The 14,315-nt window shown below is 44.4% G+C and carries 10 protein-coding genes; all 10 read left to right on the top strand.

Features of this window, described 5'->3' with window-relative positions:
• Positions 1–8 precede the first annotated feature (8 nt).
• Positions 9–464, top strand: coding sequence for an arginine repressor (locus MR935_RS03265; protein ID WP_290571002.1), 456 nt, complete (start codon positions 9–11; stop codon positions 462–464).
• 18 nt (positions 465–482) lie between these two features.
• Complete coding sequence (gene recN, locus MR935_RS03260) at positions 483–2,180, top strand: DNA repair protein RecN (protein ID WP_290571000.1); 1,698 nt, start codon at positions 483–485, stop codon at positions 2,178–2,180.
• Positions 2,181–2,254: 74 nt separating this feature from the next.
• Complete coding sequence (gene tyrS / locus MR935_RS03255) at positions 2,255–3,475, top strand: tyrosine--tRNA ligase (protein ID WP_290570998.1); 1,221 nt, start codon at positions 2,255–2,257, stop codon at positions 3,473–3,475.
• Between the two features lie 433 nt (positions 3,476–3,908).
• Positions 3,909–4,586 carry a hypothetical protein gene (locus MR935_RS03250; RefSeq protein ID WP_290570995.1) on the top strand — a complete coding sequence of 226 codons (678 nt, stop codon included), beginning with the start codon at positions 3,909–3,911 and terminating at the stop codon, positions 4,584–4,586.
• A gap of 3 nt (positions 4,587–4,589) precedes the next feature.
• The gene (locus MR935_RS03245; protein WP_290570993.1) at positions 4,590–5,717 is read left to right on the top strand and encodes a DNA adenine methylase; all 1,128 of its coding nucleotides are present in this window, start codon (positions 4,590–4,592) and stop codon (positions 5,715–5,717) included.
• Positions 5,718–5,891: 174 nt separating this feature from the next.
• Positions 5,892–6,386 (top strand): hypothetical protein, encoded by a 495-nt coding sequence (locus MR935_RS03240; RefSeq protein ID WP_290570991.1) that lies wholly within the window; start codon positions 5,892–5,894, stop codon positions 6,384–6,386.
• Between the two features lie 128 nt (positions 6,387–6,514).
• The gene (locus MR935_RS03235; protein WP_290570989.1) at positions 6,515–7,120 is read left to right on the top strand and encodes a SprT-like domain-containing protein; all 606 of its coding nucleotides are present in this window, start codon (positions 6,515–6,517) and stop codon (positions 7,118–7,120) included.
• A gap of 227 nt (positions 7,121–7,347) precedes the next feature.
• Positions 7,348–7,944: a recombinase family protein gene (locus tag MR935_RS03230; RefSeq protein ID WP_290570987.1), complete on the top strand. Its 597-nt coding sequence runs from the start codon at positions 7,348–7,350 to the stop codon at positions 7,942–7,944.
• A 1,256-nt stretch (positions 7,945–9,200) separates the two neighbouring features.
• Entirely contained in the window at positions 9,201–10,496 is a 1,296-nt protein-coding gene (locus tag MR935_RS03225; RefSeq protein ID WP_290570985.1) for an S-layer homology domain-containing protein, read from the top strand.
• Between the two features lie 165 nt (positions 10,497–10,661).
• Entirely contained in the window at positions 10,662–13,409 is a 2,748-nt protein-coding gene (locus MR935_RS03220) for a hypothetical protein (RefSeq protein WP_290570983.1), read from the top strand.
• Positions 13,410–14,315 lie beyond the last annotated feature (906 nt).

The following is a 14,315-nucleotide window of genomic DNA, read 5'->3' as shown; positions in this document are numbered from 1 at the left end:
GGCGGTAGATGAAATTCCAGAGACAGGCCAAAATACTTGATTTGATCGACCGTTTCGAGATCGAGACGCAGGAGGAACTGACCGACCATCTACGCGCGCTGGGTTACAGCACGACACAGGCCACCGTTTCACGCGATATCAAGGAGCTGCGGCTGATAAAAACGCTGTCCGTCGAAACCGGAAAATACAAATATGCTGCCGCCGCAGCCGGTGCGGGCGACAGCTTCACCACACGCCTGCGCAACATTTTTCGAGAGTGCGTGACCGAGATCAACAGCGCACGCAATATTGTAGTCATCAAAACACTGCCCGGACTTGGCCAAGCGGCCGCCATGGCGATAGATGCCATGCGCGTGCCCGAGGTGATCGGCACGCTGGGCGGCGATGATACGGTGTTCGCTGTTATGAAGGACGATGACAGTGCGGCACAATTCAGCAAGCAGGCACATGAGATACTAAAATAAGTAGAGGAGGACGCGGCTATGCTGCAATTACTCCATATCGAAAATATCGCTGTGATAGAGCGGGCGGACATCGAGCTGGAAAGCGGTCTTACTGTTATGAGCGGCGAGACCGGCGCAGGCAAATCCATCGTGATTGACGCGATCGGTGCTGTGCTGGGGCGCCGCGTCAGCCGCGATCTGGTGCGCGCGGGCGCGCAGCGCGGCTTTGTCAGTGCAGTGTTCACCGCGCTTTCACCCGCGCTGCGCGCGCTGCTGGACGAGCTGCAGCTCTCCGGTGAGGAGCCGGACACGCTGCATATCCAGCGCCAGATCACGGCGGACAGCAAAAGCGCCAGCCGCGTCAATATGAAGCCGGTTTCGGCCGCAGTGCTGCGGCAGCTCGCGCCCTATCTGATCGACATACACGGCCAAAATGATGGGCAAAAGCTGCTCGATGAGCAGCATCATATCGACTATCTGGATGGATATGCGGAAAACAGTGCGCTGCTGCAGGCATACCGGCGGAAATATCAGGCGCTGATCACACTGCGCCGCGAGATCACTGCACTCGAGACCGGTGAGCAGGAGCGCTTACAGCGCGTGGACATGCTGACTTTCCACCGGGAGGAAATCGAGCAGGCGCGGCTGACCGCTGGCGAGGATGAGACGCTTGCACGCCGCAAGGCGTATTTCGACCACGCGGGTCGTGTAGCGGTCGCGCTGGAGCAGGCGCGCCTTGCGCTGGGCGGCGACGATGAAACGGGTGGCGCCTGTGAACTGCTCGACCGTGCTGCCGATGCGATCGCAGAGCTGCGCGAGATTTCCGATGCATTTGATGCGCTGGCCGAGCAGGCCGAGGAGATACGGTGTCTGGCAGCCGACCTGCGGGGCAGCGTGGCAGGGCAGAGCGATACTCTTGATTTCTCTCCCGCCGAGCGTGAGCTAGTCGAGCAGCGGCTAGACGAGATTTATCGCTTAAAGCAAAAGTATGGCGGCACGATCGAGGAGATCCTTGCCTATCAGCAAAGGATCACCACTGAGCTGAACGGCTTGCAGCATACGGATGACCGGCGCGAAGCGCTGCGTGAGCAGTATCGCGCGCAGCTTGCGGAGGCCAAGGCGCTGGCGGCTAAGTTGACGGCGGCGCGCCGGGCGGCAGCGGCGCGGCTCGAGGCCGCGATCGTGCGTGAGCTGAGCGAGTTAGACATGGAAAAGGTGAAAATGCGCATTGCGGTGCATACCGGCTCAAAGCTGACTGCCTACGGCTTTGACACTGTAACGTTTGAGATATCGGTCAACCCGGGCGAGCCGGAAAAACCACTGTCCAAGGTAGCGTCGGGCGGCGAGCTGAGCCGTATCATGCTCGCGCTGAAAAACGTGCTGACAGCGGGGGAGGATGTCGGTATGCTCATCTTCGATGAGATCGATACCGGTGTGTCTGGCCACGCGGCGCAGCAAATTGGCAAGAAACTGTCAGCGATTGCCCGCAAAAAGCAAACGCTGTGTGTCACTCATCTACCCCAGATCGCCGCCATGGGCGACCACCATCTGCTGATCTCCAAGTCGGTGCAGGGCGACCGAAGCTATACCGACGTTCGACCCATGGATCATGCGCGGCGTGTCGATGAGCTGGCGCGGCTGCTGTCCGGCGAGCAAATCAGCGATGCCGCGCGGCAAAACGCCGAGGAACTGCTTGCAGCGGCCTCACGGGGGTGCGGCAATGGTCATCATCCATGAGAACAGAAAAGAACGCGCGCCTTGATGGACAAGCCCGCCTTGGAAAATAGATCATATGACGAGGAGAAAATAAAATGACACTTTTCGAAGAACTCAAGGCGCGCGGTCTGATCGCGCAGGTCACCAATGAGGACGAGATTGCCACAATGATCAACGCGGGCAAGGCGACCTTTTACATCGGCTTTGACCCGACGGCGGACAGCCTGCATGTGGGGCACTTTATGGCGCTGTGCCTGATGAAGCGTATGCAGATGGCGGGCAATAGGCCTATCGCGTTGATCGGCGGTGGTACTGCGATGATCGGAGACCCCTCCGGTCGCTCGGATATGCGTTCGATGATGACGGTGGAGACCATCCAGCATAACTGCGATTGCTTCAAAAAGCAGATGGAGCGTTTTATCGAATTTGGTGAGGGTAAGGCGCTCATGGTCAATAATGCGGACTGGCTGATGCAGCTGAACTATATCGACTTCATTCGCGAGGTCGGCTCGTGCTTCTCGGTCAACAATATGCTGCGTGCGGAGTGCTTCAAGCAGCGGATGGAAAAGGGGCTGAGCTTTCTCGAGTTCAACTACATGCCGATGCAGTCCTACGACTTCTATTATCTTTTCAAAAACTACGGCTGCAATATGCAGTTTGGCGGTAATGACCAGTGGAGCAACATGTTGGGCGGCACCGAGCTGATCCGCCGCAAGCTGGGCAAGGACGCACACGCAATGACCATCACACTGCTGCTCAACGCAGAGGGGAAGAAGATGGGCAAGACGGCCGCAGGAGCGGTTTGGCTGGACCCGAGCAAAACATCCCCCTATGATTTCTTTCAGTATTGGCGCAATGTCGATGATGCGGATGTGCTCAAATGCATCCGTATGCTGACCTTCCTGCCGCTTGAGCAGATCGAGGAGATGGACAAGTGGGAGGGGGCGCAGCTCAACCGTGCCAAGGAGATACTCGCTTTTGAATTGACCAGCCTGGTTCACGGCAAAGAGGAAGCCGACAAGGCAATGGAAGCGGCAAAGAGTATTTTTGTAAGCGGCGGTGCAAGCGAAAACATGCCTACCACCCAATTGGTGGCCGAGGATTTTGCCGACGGCAAAATCGGTGTGCTGACGCTGCTTGTGCGGTGCGGCCTTGCGGCCTCGAACAGCGAGGCACGCAAGCTGGTGCAAGGCGGCGGTGTGTCTCTTGACGGAGAAAAGTTGACCGATCCTAAGTGTATGCTGGAGCAGAAACGCTTTGCCGAGGGCTGCATGATCAAAAAGGGGAAGAAGACCTTCCATAAGGTTATCGTTTGATCGTATTCTCGTTGAAATATTGGGGAAGGGCAGCGGGTCGGTAGCAGCCGATCCGCTGCCCGGCTTGCCCGTTAGGAGGCCTACTGAAAATTACGGAAAACAACAAAAAGTTCTTGACATTTCTACGGACATTTGGTATTCTATTTTAGCAAGGCAAAATACAGATATCCGGGTGTAGCGCAGCTGGTAGCGTGCTTGACTGGGGGAGATACCATCCAAAGGCCTCCATTATTATTTTATTCTAAATTAAAAATATATGCAACCGCTTATTTGTAAAAATAAGCGGTTTTTTTCGATATTATCAACTTAACCAAGTGATGACAATTAAATGAGTTTACTTGTATGATTTGTATGACTTGCATGATAGTATTTACATGCTTGGTTTTTTCTGTTATTATATATAGTATATAGCAGAATGGACGGACGAAAGATTATGGCTAAGCAGATTGTGTTTAACAAGCAGGAACAATCTTTTACTTATCAGAAAGTATTAGACCAAAAGAACAATAGCGGTGCGCCAGAAATTGAGTTCAAATTTATTGTAGAGCGCAAGAAGTCTGCTCAGAACGGTAGGGAGCGGCTTGTTATCACGGCATTAGATAGGGATGGTAAAGAGACCGGAAAAATATCTGCTGCAATGCCCAAGCTAGTTGATAATTTATTATCCTTACGCGAATATGGCGTTATCGCGTCCCGGATTGTTTTCACGGATTTAGCAAAGTGCATTGAAAACAATTATTATGATTTGAAGTGTGAAAGCTTTGATGATGAGGGAACCATCAGTGATGAGGTATTAAACGCTATTCTGGCGATGGTAACAGATTGTATCGCAGAGGGAATGGCATTCCCAACCACAATAAAAGGTGAGATGTGTTATAATATCCCTGTAAAGGAATTTCAGGACTTGATAAGGGATAGCGAGTATGCTGATATAGACTTGACGGAGTTAAAGAGACGGTTGAAGCAGAAAGGTTATGCAAAATGTAGCACTGGAAGATATGACTGCACGGTAAAGGAACCTGAGAAAGACAAAGCGATAAAGGTTATGTCATTTCGAAAGAGCGCGTTACCAGAGTTACCAGAATTACCAATATCGGAAACGGATGGATGAGTAATGAAAACGCTATCTATGTTCAGCTACTTTGGCGGTAAAGCAAGGCTTGCACCATTGATTTGTGATTTAATTGATTACGATGGAACAGATATTTATTTAGAGCCTTTTGGTGGCGCGTGTAGGGTTTTGCTCAATAAAGCGCGGCATGATGTAGAAATCTATAATGATTCTTCTGCTGGATTATGTGCATTTGTTAGCATGATGAGCAATCAAGATACGGCACATGAATTGATTGCCCGGCTCTATGAAACGGAATATAGTCAGGAACAATTTGATTGGGCGTTAGATATCCGTAATAAGGCTGACGATTCCATTGGAGTCCAAGTTTCCAAAGACTTAATGAGGTTTTATGAGAAAATAACGAGAAAGATGGAGCAATGCCCAGACTACCAGTTAACTCCTGATGAAATGAAAGAAGCTAAATTTGTTCTTAATAATTGGAAAACCTTTAAGGATTCGTATGATACCTACCATACGAATCGTGAAAAATATAATCCGAAGCCAGATAAAAAGAAACAAGACAAACAATCATCGTCAGGCCATAAAGCGCAAGGCAAAAAAGAATTAGAAGAGTTGGATGTTGGGGACTACACGATAGCTTACCCCCAATATGAATTATATGACATTTCGGAGATTGACCTTGCAGTAGCTACATACGTGGTATATGCACAAAGCCGTGACGCAATGGGAAAGTATTGGACTTCATACAAGTATAAAAGCCAAGAAGATTATTATAGGCAAATTGACCGACTGTATGATGTTGCAGATAGGTTAGAAGGTGTTCAAGTAAACCAAGCCGATGCACTCGCATATTTTGATGCGAATAGTTATATAGACCAACCCAATGTGTTTTGCTATGCGGACCCAAGCTATCTTGACACTAAGACCGAAAAGAAAGATTTGGGTAGTCCGGTTTACAAACATCCTTTTGAACATGAGGACCACAAAAAGTTTTTAGAAAAAGTTTGTAAGGCAAAATGTAAGATGATTATCAGCAATTATGATAATGATTTATATAATGAACGCCTATGTGATTGGAACAAAATTGAAATCCCCACTAAAACCTCTGTTGGCGGTAAAGCAGACAACAGACGAACAGAGGTGTTGTGGTATAACTATTCCATATAAAGAAAAAGCCTATTAACACAATGTTAATAGGCTTTTTAGTATAAGAAATGAATGTGCAATCAGATCAAATTAACTTAATAATTCCTTACATAATCACCATAGTTTCTCATTTGTCCCAGCGTTACAATATACAAGCATCAAGAGGGAAATAATAGGAAAAGGAGAAACAAAACCATGTGTAAAGTATTGATTAACGAAGTGATGCTTGGTAAACGGAGCGTTGGGTTTGAATGCTACTCTAGCGAAAACAAAGAAATGGTGGGTATGACAGCCAAACAGGTCAAAAACGCAATCAAAGCAGGGAACAAAGTCTTCGGGTTTCAACTGGATAGCAGCGGGCAATTAACAGTAGACAGGAATTTTTGCAATAACTATATGGTTAAGACAGGTATTGGCTCTCTCTCCCCCAAGTTCGAAAGTGATTGCATTGTCAACATCATGTATACTGTGGTCGGGAAAGTCGGTACAGAGTATGAAGTGGTGTCCAGTAGGTTTTTTCATGGTATGATGGCTGAAGAAAAAATTAAGACATTGCATGAACTAGGTGCAATAAATGGTATAAAAATGGATAGCAAAGGGAAAATACAAATGCTGTGTTCAGCGGTGAAAAGCAGCACTAAAGAAGCGGTCAACAAAACTGAAATGAATCCGACCAGCCCAACAGAATGAAATACATAAAATTCGTGAAAAGAGCACTCAACATTTGCGGTTGAGTGCTCTTTTTTTCATATTCTACCTGAAATATAGCGTTTGGATATAGATTATGTATAGATGATAGATAAGGTAGGGATTTTCTAATGATTGCACAAGACAATGCTATGCTGGAGAAAGCTTTTGATATTCTGAATAGGGTTTATTTTGGAAGTGCACTGCCAAAAGTGATGATTACAATACAATCACGACCCAAGGCGTATGGATATATCACTACACATGAGGTTTGGCGAGACGATGCAGCCAGTTATTATGAAATCAACATTAGTGCAGAGCATTTAAACAGGCCAATTGAAAATGTGTTAGCTACTTTACAACATGAAATGGTACATCTTTATTGCATAGTAAATGGTATTGCTGATACATCAAAGGGAGGACGATATCACAATAAGCTTTTTAAAGCAGAAGCAGAAAAGCGTGGACTTCTTATTGAGTATGCGCCATATATCGGATACAGCAAAACCACACCAAGCACAGGGTTTATTGCAGTATTGAAAGACAACGGGCTTATGGAATTGGGTATTGATCATCACCGGGATGATAATCTATTTCCGTCTGCCCCAACCGGAAAAAAGAAGTCGAGTACACGGAAATATATTTGCCCATCATGCGGCATGAGCGTAAGGGCAACAAGAGAAGTTAATATTCTGTGTGGTGATTGTATGTGTACAATGGAGGTGGAACAGGCATAGCGGATAATATGGGATAAGTCAAATGGGAAGTGTCATTTACAGTCTCATAAGTGTTTCAAAGCAGTATCAAAAGGGGGTTTTTGTGTTTAAATGAGGATGTAAATGAAACGCTCAATGGGGTATAGTCTAATGAAGCATAGGGTGTGTCAATGAGGTGATATGGGTGAAAATGGGACTTGAAGCATTCAAGTGACTAGTGATGAACAAGAGAAACGAGGTTTTTTAAGATGAAATTCTTTTATTCCAGAGTAAGTACAGCAGATCAAAATGAAGCAAGACAGATAGAACAAGCAAAACAAGGTGACTACGATAAGGTTTATCTGGATAAGGCGTCTGGTGCAAATATGGAGCGTGTGGAACTGAGTATAATGCTAAATCAATTACGCGAAGGCGATTCGGTTACTGTGTTGAGTATAGATAGATTGGGAAGAAACACCCGTGATATACTGACGATCGTAGATAGAATTACTGAGCAAAAGGCAAGTTTGGTTTGTCTTAGTCCACATTTTACGAGCGCAGACCACTATGGCGAATTCTTCCTAAGTATGCTTGCATGCTTTGCGCAATTGGAGCGAAAGCAGATATTGGAAAGACAGATGCAAGGTATTCAAATTGCTAAGCAAGCCGGGAAATATAAAGGACGTAAGCCGAAAACAATAAACAATTTTGAAGCTGTTTATAAGCAGTGGTGTGACGATAAGATAACATCAGAGCAGGCGGCAAAGCTTTTAGAGATCAGCAGGTCTACATTTTATAGGAGGGTAAAAGCGTATGAAGAAAGTAAAACAGTAGATTTTGGATGTGAAGCAGTAAACAAAAATTAGGGATACATTGCACGTACAACCTAGGTAAAAAAATTTTTTGAATTTGAGATGTAATGATACATTGATGATTTGATAGCGATACGTCAAGTGATACAGTGGTGAAAAAAATTATGCAGCAAAATGAGAAAAAAGTGAGTTGACTTAGGTACGACAAGGGTAAATGATTTTAGGATATCATTTGAAAAAACACGCAGCGTAGCAATTCAAAGGATAACCAGTGATGGTAAGGCATGGAAAAGGAACATTTTATATTAGATTATGACTTCAAGTCCAATCTGAAACAGGTCAATACGGTTGATAGCAGTAGAAAAATATGATAAATAGAGGTTTATCTCGGGCAAAATCTGACCAACTCGGATATAAAAAAACAAAAGCATCAGAGCCACCAGAAGCATTCTGGTGACTTTGTTTATGTCCTCTCAAGGCATATTGGAAAATGCCTAATCAGTGTAATCAGGTCACGGTGCATTGGTAGAGAAATTTGCGAACCTATTTTCTCCCCTCCCCCTGAATAAAAGTACCAGCTAATTCCCGGGGATATATGCTGAAAATGCCCTGAAATTGAATGGAGATAGAGTTAACTATTATGCATTGGACAAAAAAGAGCGAAGCACAGAAAGCCCCGCGGATGCATTACGAATAATCCCATTATACATGGCACAAGCAGCATGATGTTTTAGAGCGATAACATAGAAAGACAGCAAAGATAGCTCTACAGATTGCAATACAGCAGATAAGTTGAAAAAATAGCATATGGAATTATAACTATAATAAACAATAGCATGTGTTTTTATATGATAATTATATAAGATAGCAGATTGAATTTTATATACAGTACGCAGCAGCATGTAAGTTTGCATGGTACCTTATATAATTCGCTAACCTATTTCGGGATTTGAGAAAAGAAGCATTACGGATGAGAAATAAACATTCATCAATACGCCCATCGGCATCAGGATCGTAGATAGGGACTGAAGGGGTGAAAAACCATCTGTACAGAATGTTGAAAAATGCATATAGTTTAAAACTGGGGGCTTGAAACTGAGAAAGAAAATACATAGGGAAAATGTCAAATCATGTCTTGTAATGCCAGCAAATCAGCAATATAATGGAAATACGCTGATGCTCGTGGTGCAGCTGAAAGATTGAAGATGCATCACAAAAAGGAGCAAAATTAAGGGGGGATAATCATCCATATTACATACACATATCTGAAAGAGGTAGTGTAAATTTTAGAAAGAGAGGCATAAGCATTTATGAAAACTCAATTTATTAAGGTGAAGCGCATATTGATACCGATGTTAGTGGCGGTAGCGGTAATAGCGCAGGGAACGGTATCGGCGATAGCGCTAGATACGGAGGATGTTAGTGATTTAATCACTATGGATGGGAGTATAGTGATGGAGGTAGGGGAAGTAGATGCGATTTCCGCAGCGGCTCCGATAGCCCGCTCCACCACAGCTACAGATAGCATTGAGTATGATGGAAGTGATCCGGGTCAGCCAGCACCGGAGCAGGGATTAGGTAGCATTAAAGATTTTAGTGACTACAACTCTGCAATTAAGGGACACTGGGGCGAATCTCAGATAGATGCACTGTTTATGGCGGGTGGTATCAATGGTACGCCAGATGGAAATGGTGGGGTTAAGTTTGACCCAGACCGTAGCATCACCACAGCGGAGTTATTGTCCCTTATACTTGAAGCGGGTAATAAGGTAGATGATAGCAAGGGATGGCCAGCGCGAGTAATTGACCCAGCTATTGAGCTTGGCATTATCCCGTCCAGCATGTCCTCAGAAGCCAACACACCAATCACCAGAGAAAAGATGGCGATGGTGCTTGTCAATTCTGCGAAAGCAATTCGCAATGAGGACACCACAGGCATTACCTTTGATGCTTCTAAGATAGGCGACCTCAATCAGGCAGACTCCACTTATCGTTCTTATATTCAGACAGCGTATGGAATGGGTTTACTAGAGGGTAGTGGAAATGGTTACAAGCCGAAGTCTGCAACCACTCGAACTGAAACCTGCACCATCATCAATCGACTGTATGGATATATGCCACGCGTAGAGCTCAAGGACGATGATACCATCATTGAAATGCCCGAGGGCATTTACGAGTTGCCAGATGGTAGTAATGTAGGTTCTTATACTGGAATGGTTTATCCAGCAGAGGGAATGGTTATCAATGGCGTTAAGGTCACTAGAGACCCAGAGACTGGCGTACTTGGTTTAGGTGGTGATGGCAAGGGTGGTATTTACCTTGGCGTTGCTTCTCCAATCACTGGTGCAACAATTAAAGTTGGTTCGATAGCTCCTGCCGATTTCTATGACAACATGCAGGGACAGTACTTGCAGAAAGGCAACTATATTTTCTGGGAGACTGAGTGGGCTATGATTCATGGCGCAGGCATGGAGAAGCTCGAAAAGATTTCCAATCCAACTGAGGGTATGGTAGCAGACATTCACGCAGACTTGACCACTGGCGTTTGGTCTGATGATAATGTTTTCTTTGAGTATCACAATGGACGTTGGCAGTTCGTCAAGTAATGTTAATAATGGCATGAATATTTTCAAGTCAAACTAGAGAGGTGTGATGTTTAGAGCATCACACCTCCTCTTGGTATAAGGAGGAAATTTCAAAAATGACAATCACACCACGAGGACATCCCAATCCAACTCTAAATGAGATAAGTTTCAACAGGAGGTAAACAGATGCAACGAAGAAGCAGAATATCGAGGATATTTAGTTTATTTGTGGCTTTCCTATTGTTCATCTCCACCATCACAACGGCATTTGGTGCTGGTTTTAGCTCAGCTTCTCCGGGACCACAGTTTAGTGGTTCAGGACCATTAGCTGGTAACCAATGGGCAGGTGGAAATGCACAATTCTTACGAGTCACACTCTACTGGGCACCACGAGCCACAGATAGTTCACAGACGCTAGGTGAAGATGGGGCTGATTGGACAAAGATAATTAAGGTAGCTACATACGACTGGGCATCAGCGAATCCAGCATACAAAGTAGTGCAGCATTCCAATTTCACAGACTCGCTATGGTATTATAAAAACGGCAATAGTGATGCAATGAGTGATAGGTATGACTACTACGCCAAAACGTCTACATCGCCATTGGGTCGTGTATTTGTAAACTATGCATCTTATAAGAATGATTCAGGACAAACAATGTCGTTCCCGTTGCCGATTGGTACAAATGCTAGCAGTACGACTAATGTAAAAACATTCTTCACTCAAAGTGAGGTTATCAATCAGGCGTTATGGTTAGCGAAAGTAGCGAATGGTAGTTATGCTAATCAATCGAGTGGTTTTGGTAAAGTAGGAGAAAATGACTACAAGAATGGTATCTACTATGATGAATGGGCAGGTGCACAGCAAGGCACCTATATGTTCACTGTAGAGCCCGGTGTATACACTCCAGTAAATGGAGTTTATACGGCAGCTACAATGCGTGACATTGTCAACTGGAAAGGTAATGACACAATTCTGGGCGACACTTCTGGTGTAGCTCCTTCATTAGCTCGCAACACCGCTACATCAGTTATGCTTGAGCCTAACATGAAGTATCCGGGGCTGGGACTTGAATACAAACCGTTAGACCCCGGTATTCAGGGTGATTATTCATGGATGCGCAACAACAGAGACATCATGAGATTGTCTTATGGTATAGGTGTATTCATGCAATGGAGCAAAGTACAGCAACTTCCAGTAATAAATTATTATTATGATTTAACTGAGGAAGATTTTCTCAGGGCGGGATTGCTATTAACGCCAGATGAAGAAGATTCTACACTGTATCACATTTATGATGCAGATGGTAATGAGCTTTCGATTTATGAAGCAATCACTAATTATCCAGAGGTAGTGAATCGAAAGGCGAACAATGCTTCAACAGCAGCGGTAACGGGTAGTACCTACACTGCACCTAAAGAATCCGAAGCATTTAGTTCATCGGATGATGGAAAGAGTGGTCAAGTTAAGACATACAACCTCATAGCGGGTTATATGACGAACAAGCAAGTTACGGCTGGTTACTTAAATATCACTAATGATGGTGGTGGGTTGCAGTTTTATGATAATAATGGCAAAGCAAACATCACTGAAGAAGTTAAGTCACATACCCAAGACCCAGAGTTAACGGAGCAAAAGATAAAGCAATGGGATGATTCGGTAAAGTTAGCGACTACGGTTAGTCAAAATAGTCAAGTTTCAAAGCTGGGTCTCGCTGGTAGTCAGAAACATATTACTCCAGTAGAAAATGGGTTGCAATTAAACTTTGGGCAGGACAATGGAAGTTTACAAGGTGCATTTATCTATGTAGACATAAAGGTTGGTATTATTCCACCTCCACCCCCTGAATTTCAGGATGGCGACAAGGAGATAGTCCCATACGTTCCACCTCAGTACACCAACGTAACGAAGATGTACTATGACAGTCCAGAGGCTACCACACCTTCTAAGACAACATCTGAGAAGATACCCACCACTGCAACGTATGAAATTGAAGATGAAGAAGAATACAAGGTAGTGGATTGGGTAATCGTTGATGATAATACGCCAGATGAGCCGGAGCCTTATCAGACTTATGAAGAAGCGAAAGATAATCAATCCGAGTCTGGAAAGACAGGAACTACACCGGGTAGTCTTGGTCCAACAAACTGGACGAATCCAGACAGAGAGTTGTTTATCAAGTATGAAAAAGAGCCCGAGGAAAAAGAGCCACTAGATGGTTCACTTCGTCTCACAGAGAGGCGAATTAGTTGGTTAAAGTCTTTAAAAGACATAGGCGGCATACCAACGATTACATTCCAGTGGGCAGCGATTACGGGTTATGAAACCCATACAGTTGGTAAAACAACTGTAGGTTGTAATGAGCACATAGGTAAAGATAGTTTCTTGCGGTTTGTAAGTAGTAACACTACGCCTGTTAAATCAGACATAATGGGTAATAAATCGGGCTTTATGCCTTATGATGAAGATAATGTTTATGAGTTTAACAGGGGTGATGCAGGTGGTTCTTATGATATGCACCCTAATTACTGGTATGTAATTTGGAGAGGCAAGGACATTCCGACCATAGCATCTTACAAATATGGTGATACAACTGGTAGTGGTAAAGCTACGAGTGCTCCAATCATCAAGAATTTAATTGGTGAAAACATGGTAGGTATCAAGCCTGCTAGAGCGCGTCATCCCAATAACAACAGCTTCTACATGGATAGCTTTACGATTACAGAGGGTAAGTCGAATTATGATGCTGGAAATCTTTCAGCCTTTGTAAACTCGTTTGGTGCTCAAGCGGGTGGTGTAGGTGACCAAGCCTTTGCCAATACCCTTGATGAATACCATGACATCAGTGAGCAATATGAAAAGGCTGAGGGTGATGTGAAGTTAGCGGAGGAAGAAAAGAATCGTACGCTTTCTATTGACCTATTCCTCTTGTGATGTGGGGATGAGGTTTATAAGTTTAAAAGGGCTGACACTCAAGTGTGAGTGTTATTTTTTTGCCTGTGAATATGACATTATGGGCAGCTGGAAGCATTCGGAAGTGCGGAATGCAGGAGGTGTTTAGAGGATAAACAATAGATGCTAGGATAGGACGTATATTTTCAATACTCGTATGGATTTTAAATATGGACAGTGTCAAAATTTCTTTATGCGTTGTAGGTGTACGTTGTCAATTCAGCATCAAAAGTAAAATAGATAGCAGCTGATTAAGTATCAGAAAGTGTGGATAAATCGAATGATTCTTTTCAAAAAAAGAAACATCATTGTCGATCGGGATGGTTGAACTAGTTGTAAAATTGTCCGGCATTCCGCTATGCGTTGTACGGAGAACATTAGAATTAAAATTTGATGGAAAAAAAGATGGACGAAGTACTTTTAAAGTAAATGAGCCATGGATATTGGGGGGTAGATACACTGATAGGATTGCAGCATGGTTTGTTTGGGCTAATACTTTTATGAAACGAATGTTTATTGGGATATGAGAAGAACACTCCTGCTGGGGTGTTATTTTTTTGCTGTTGAGTATGGCATTTGGAATTTATAGAACCTGAAAAGCCGATGAACAATACGCCAGCATTATCAATAATAAGTAAAAAATGAATACTGTCTGAATAATGGTTCTTACAGTACTGATATTGTAGACAACTATAACAGATACATAGATGTAATATATAAATAAATAAAAATTAAGGAGAAATGTTATTGCATACGGCGGTGGCCAGCGGCCACGGTTGCGGAGCTCAGCGGCCGCTGTGCGGCCTAACGGCCACCTCAATATAGACAGCTAATTGAAGTAGTTCGGAAATTCTCCATAATGATGGTATCCGCAACAGCGGAAATCTA

Source organism: Agathobaculum sp. (genome assembly GCF_022775115.1).
Lineage (GTDB): Bacteria > Bacillota > Clostridia > Oscillospirales > Butyricicoccaceae > Agathobaculum.
The sequence above is the reverse complement of the archived record's forward strand: the minus strand, read 5'-3'. Positions and strand labels throughout refer to the sequence as shown.

Coding starts and splice junctions, on each gene's coding strand:
- MR935_RS03265 (WP_290571002.1), top strand. CDS start 9: ATGAAATTCCAGAGACAGGCCAAAATACTTGATTTGATCGACCGTTTC.
- recN (WP_290571000.1), top strand. CDS start 483: ATGCTGCAATTACTCCATATCGAAAATATCGCTGTGATAGAGCGGGCG.
- tyrS (WP_290570998.1), top strand. CDS start 2,255: ATGACACTTTTCGAAGAACTCAAGGCGCGCGGTCTGATCGCGCAGGTC.
- MR935_RS03250 (WP_290570995.1), top strand. CDS start 3,909: ATGGCTAAGCAGATTGTGTTTAACAAGCAGGAACAATCTTTTACTTAT.
- MR935_RS03245 (WP_290570993.1), top strand. CDS start 4,590: ATGAAAACGCTATCTATGTTCAGCTACTTTGGCGGTAAAGCAAGGCTT.
- MR935_RS03240 (WP_290570991.1), top strand. CDS start 5,892: ATGTGTAAAGTATTGATTAACGAAGTGATGCTTGGTAAACGGAGCGTT.
- MR935_RS03235 (WP_290570989.1), top strand. CDS start 6,515: ATGATTGCACAAGACAATGCTATGCTGGAGAAAGCTTTTGATATTCTG.
- MR935_RS03230 (WP_290570987.1), top strand. CDS start 7,348: ATGAAATTCTTTTATTCCAGAGTAAGTACAGCAGATCAAAATGAAGCA.
- MR935_RS03225 (WP_290570985.1), top strand. CDS start 9,201: ATGAAAACTCAATTTATTAAGGTGAAGCGCATATTGATACCGATGTTA.
- MR935_RS03220 (WP_290570983.1), top strand. CDS start 10,662: ATGCAACGAAGAAGCAGAATATCGAGGATATTTAGTTTATTTGTGGCT.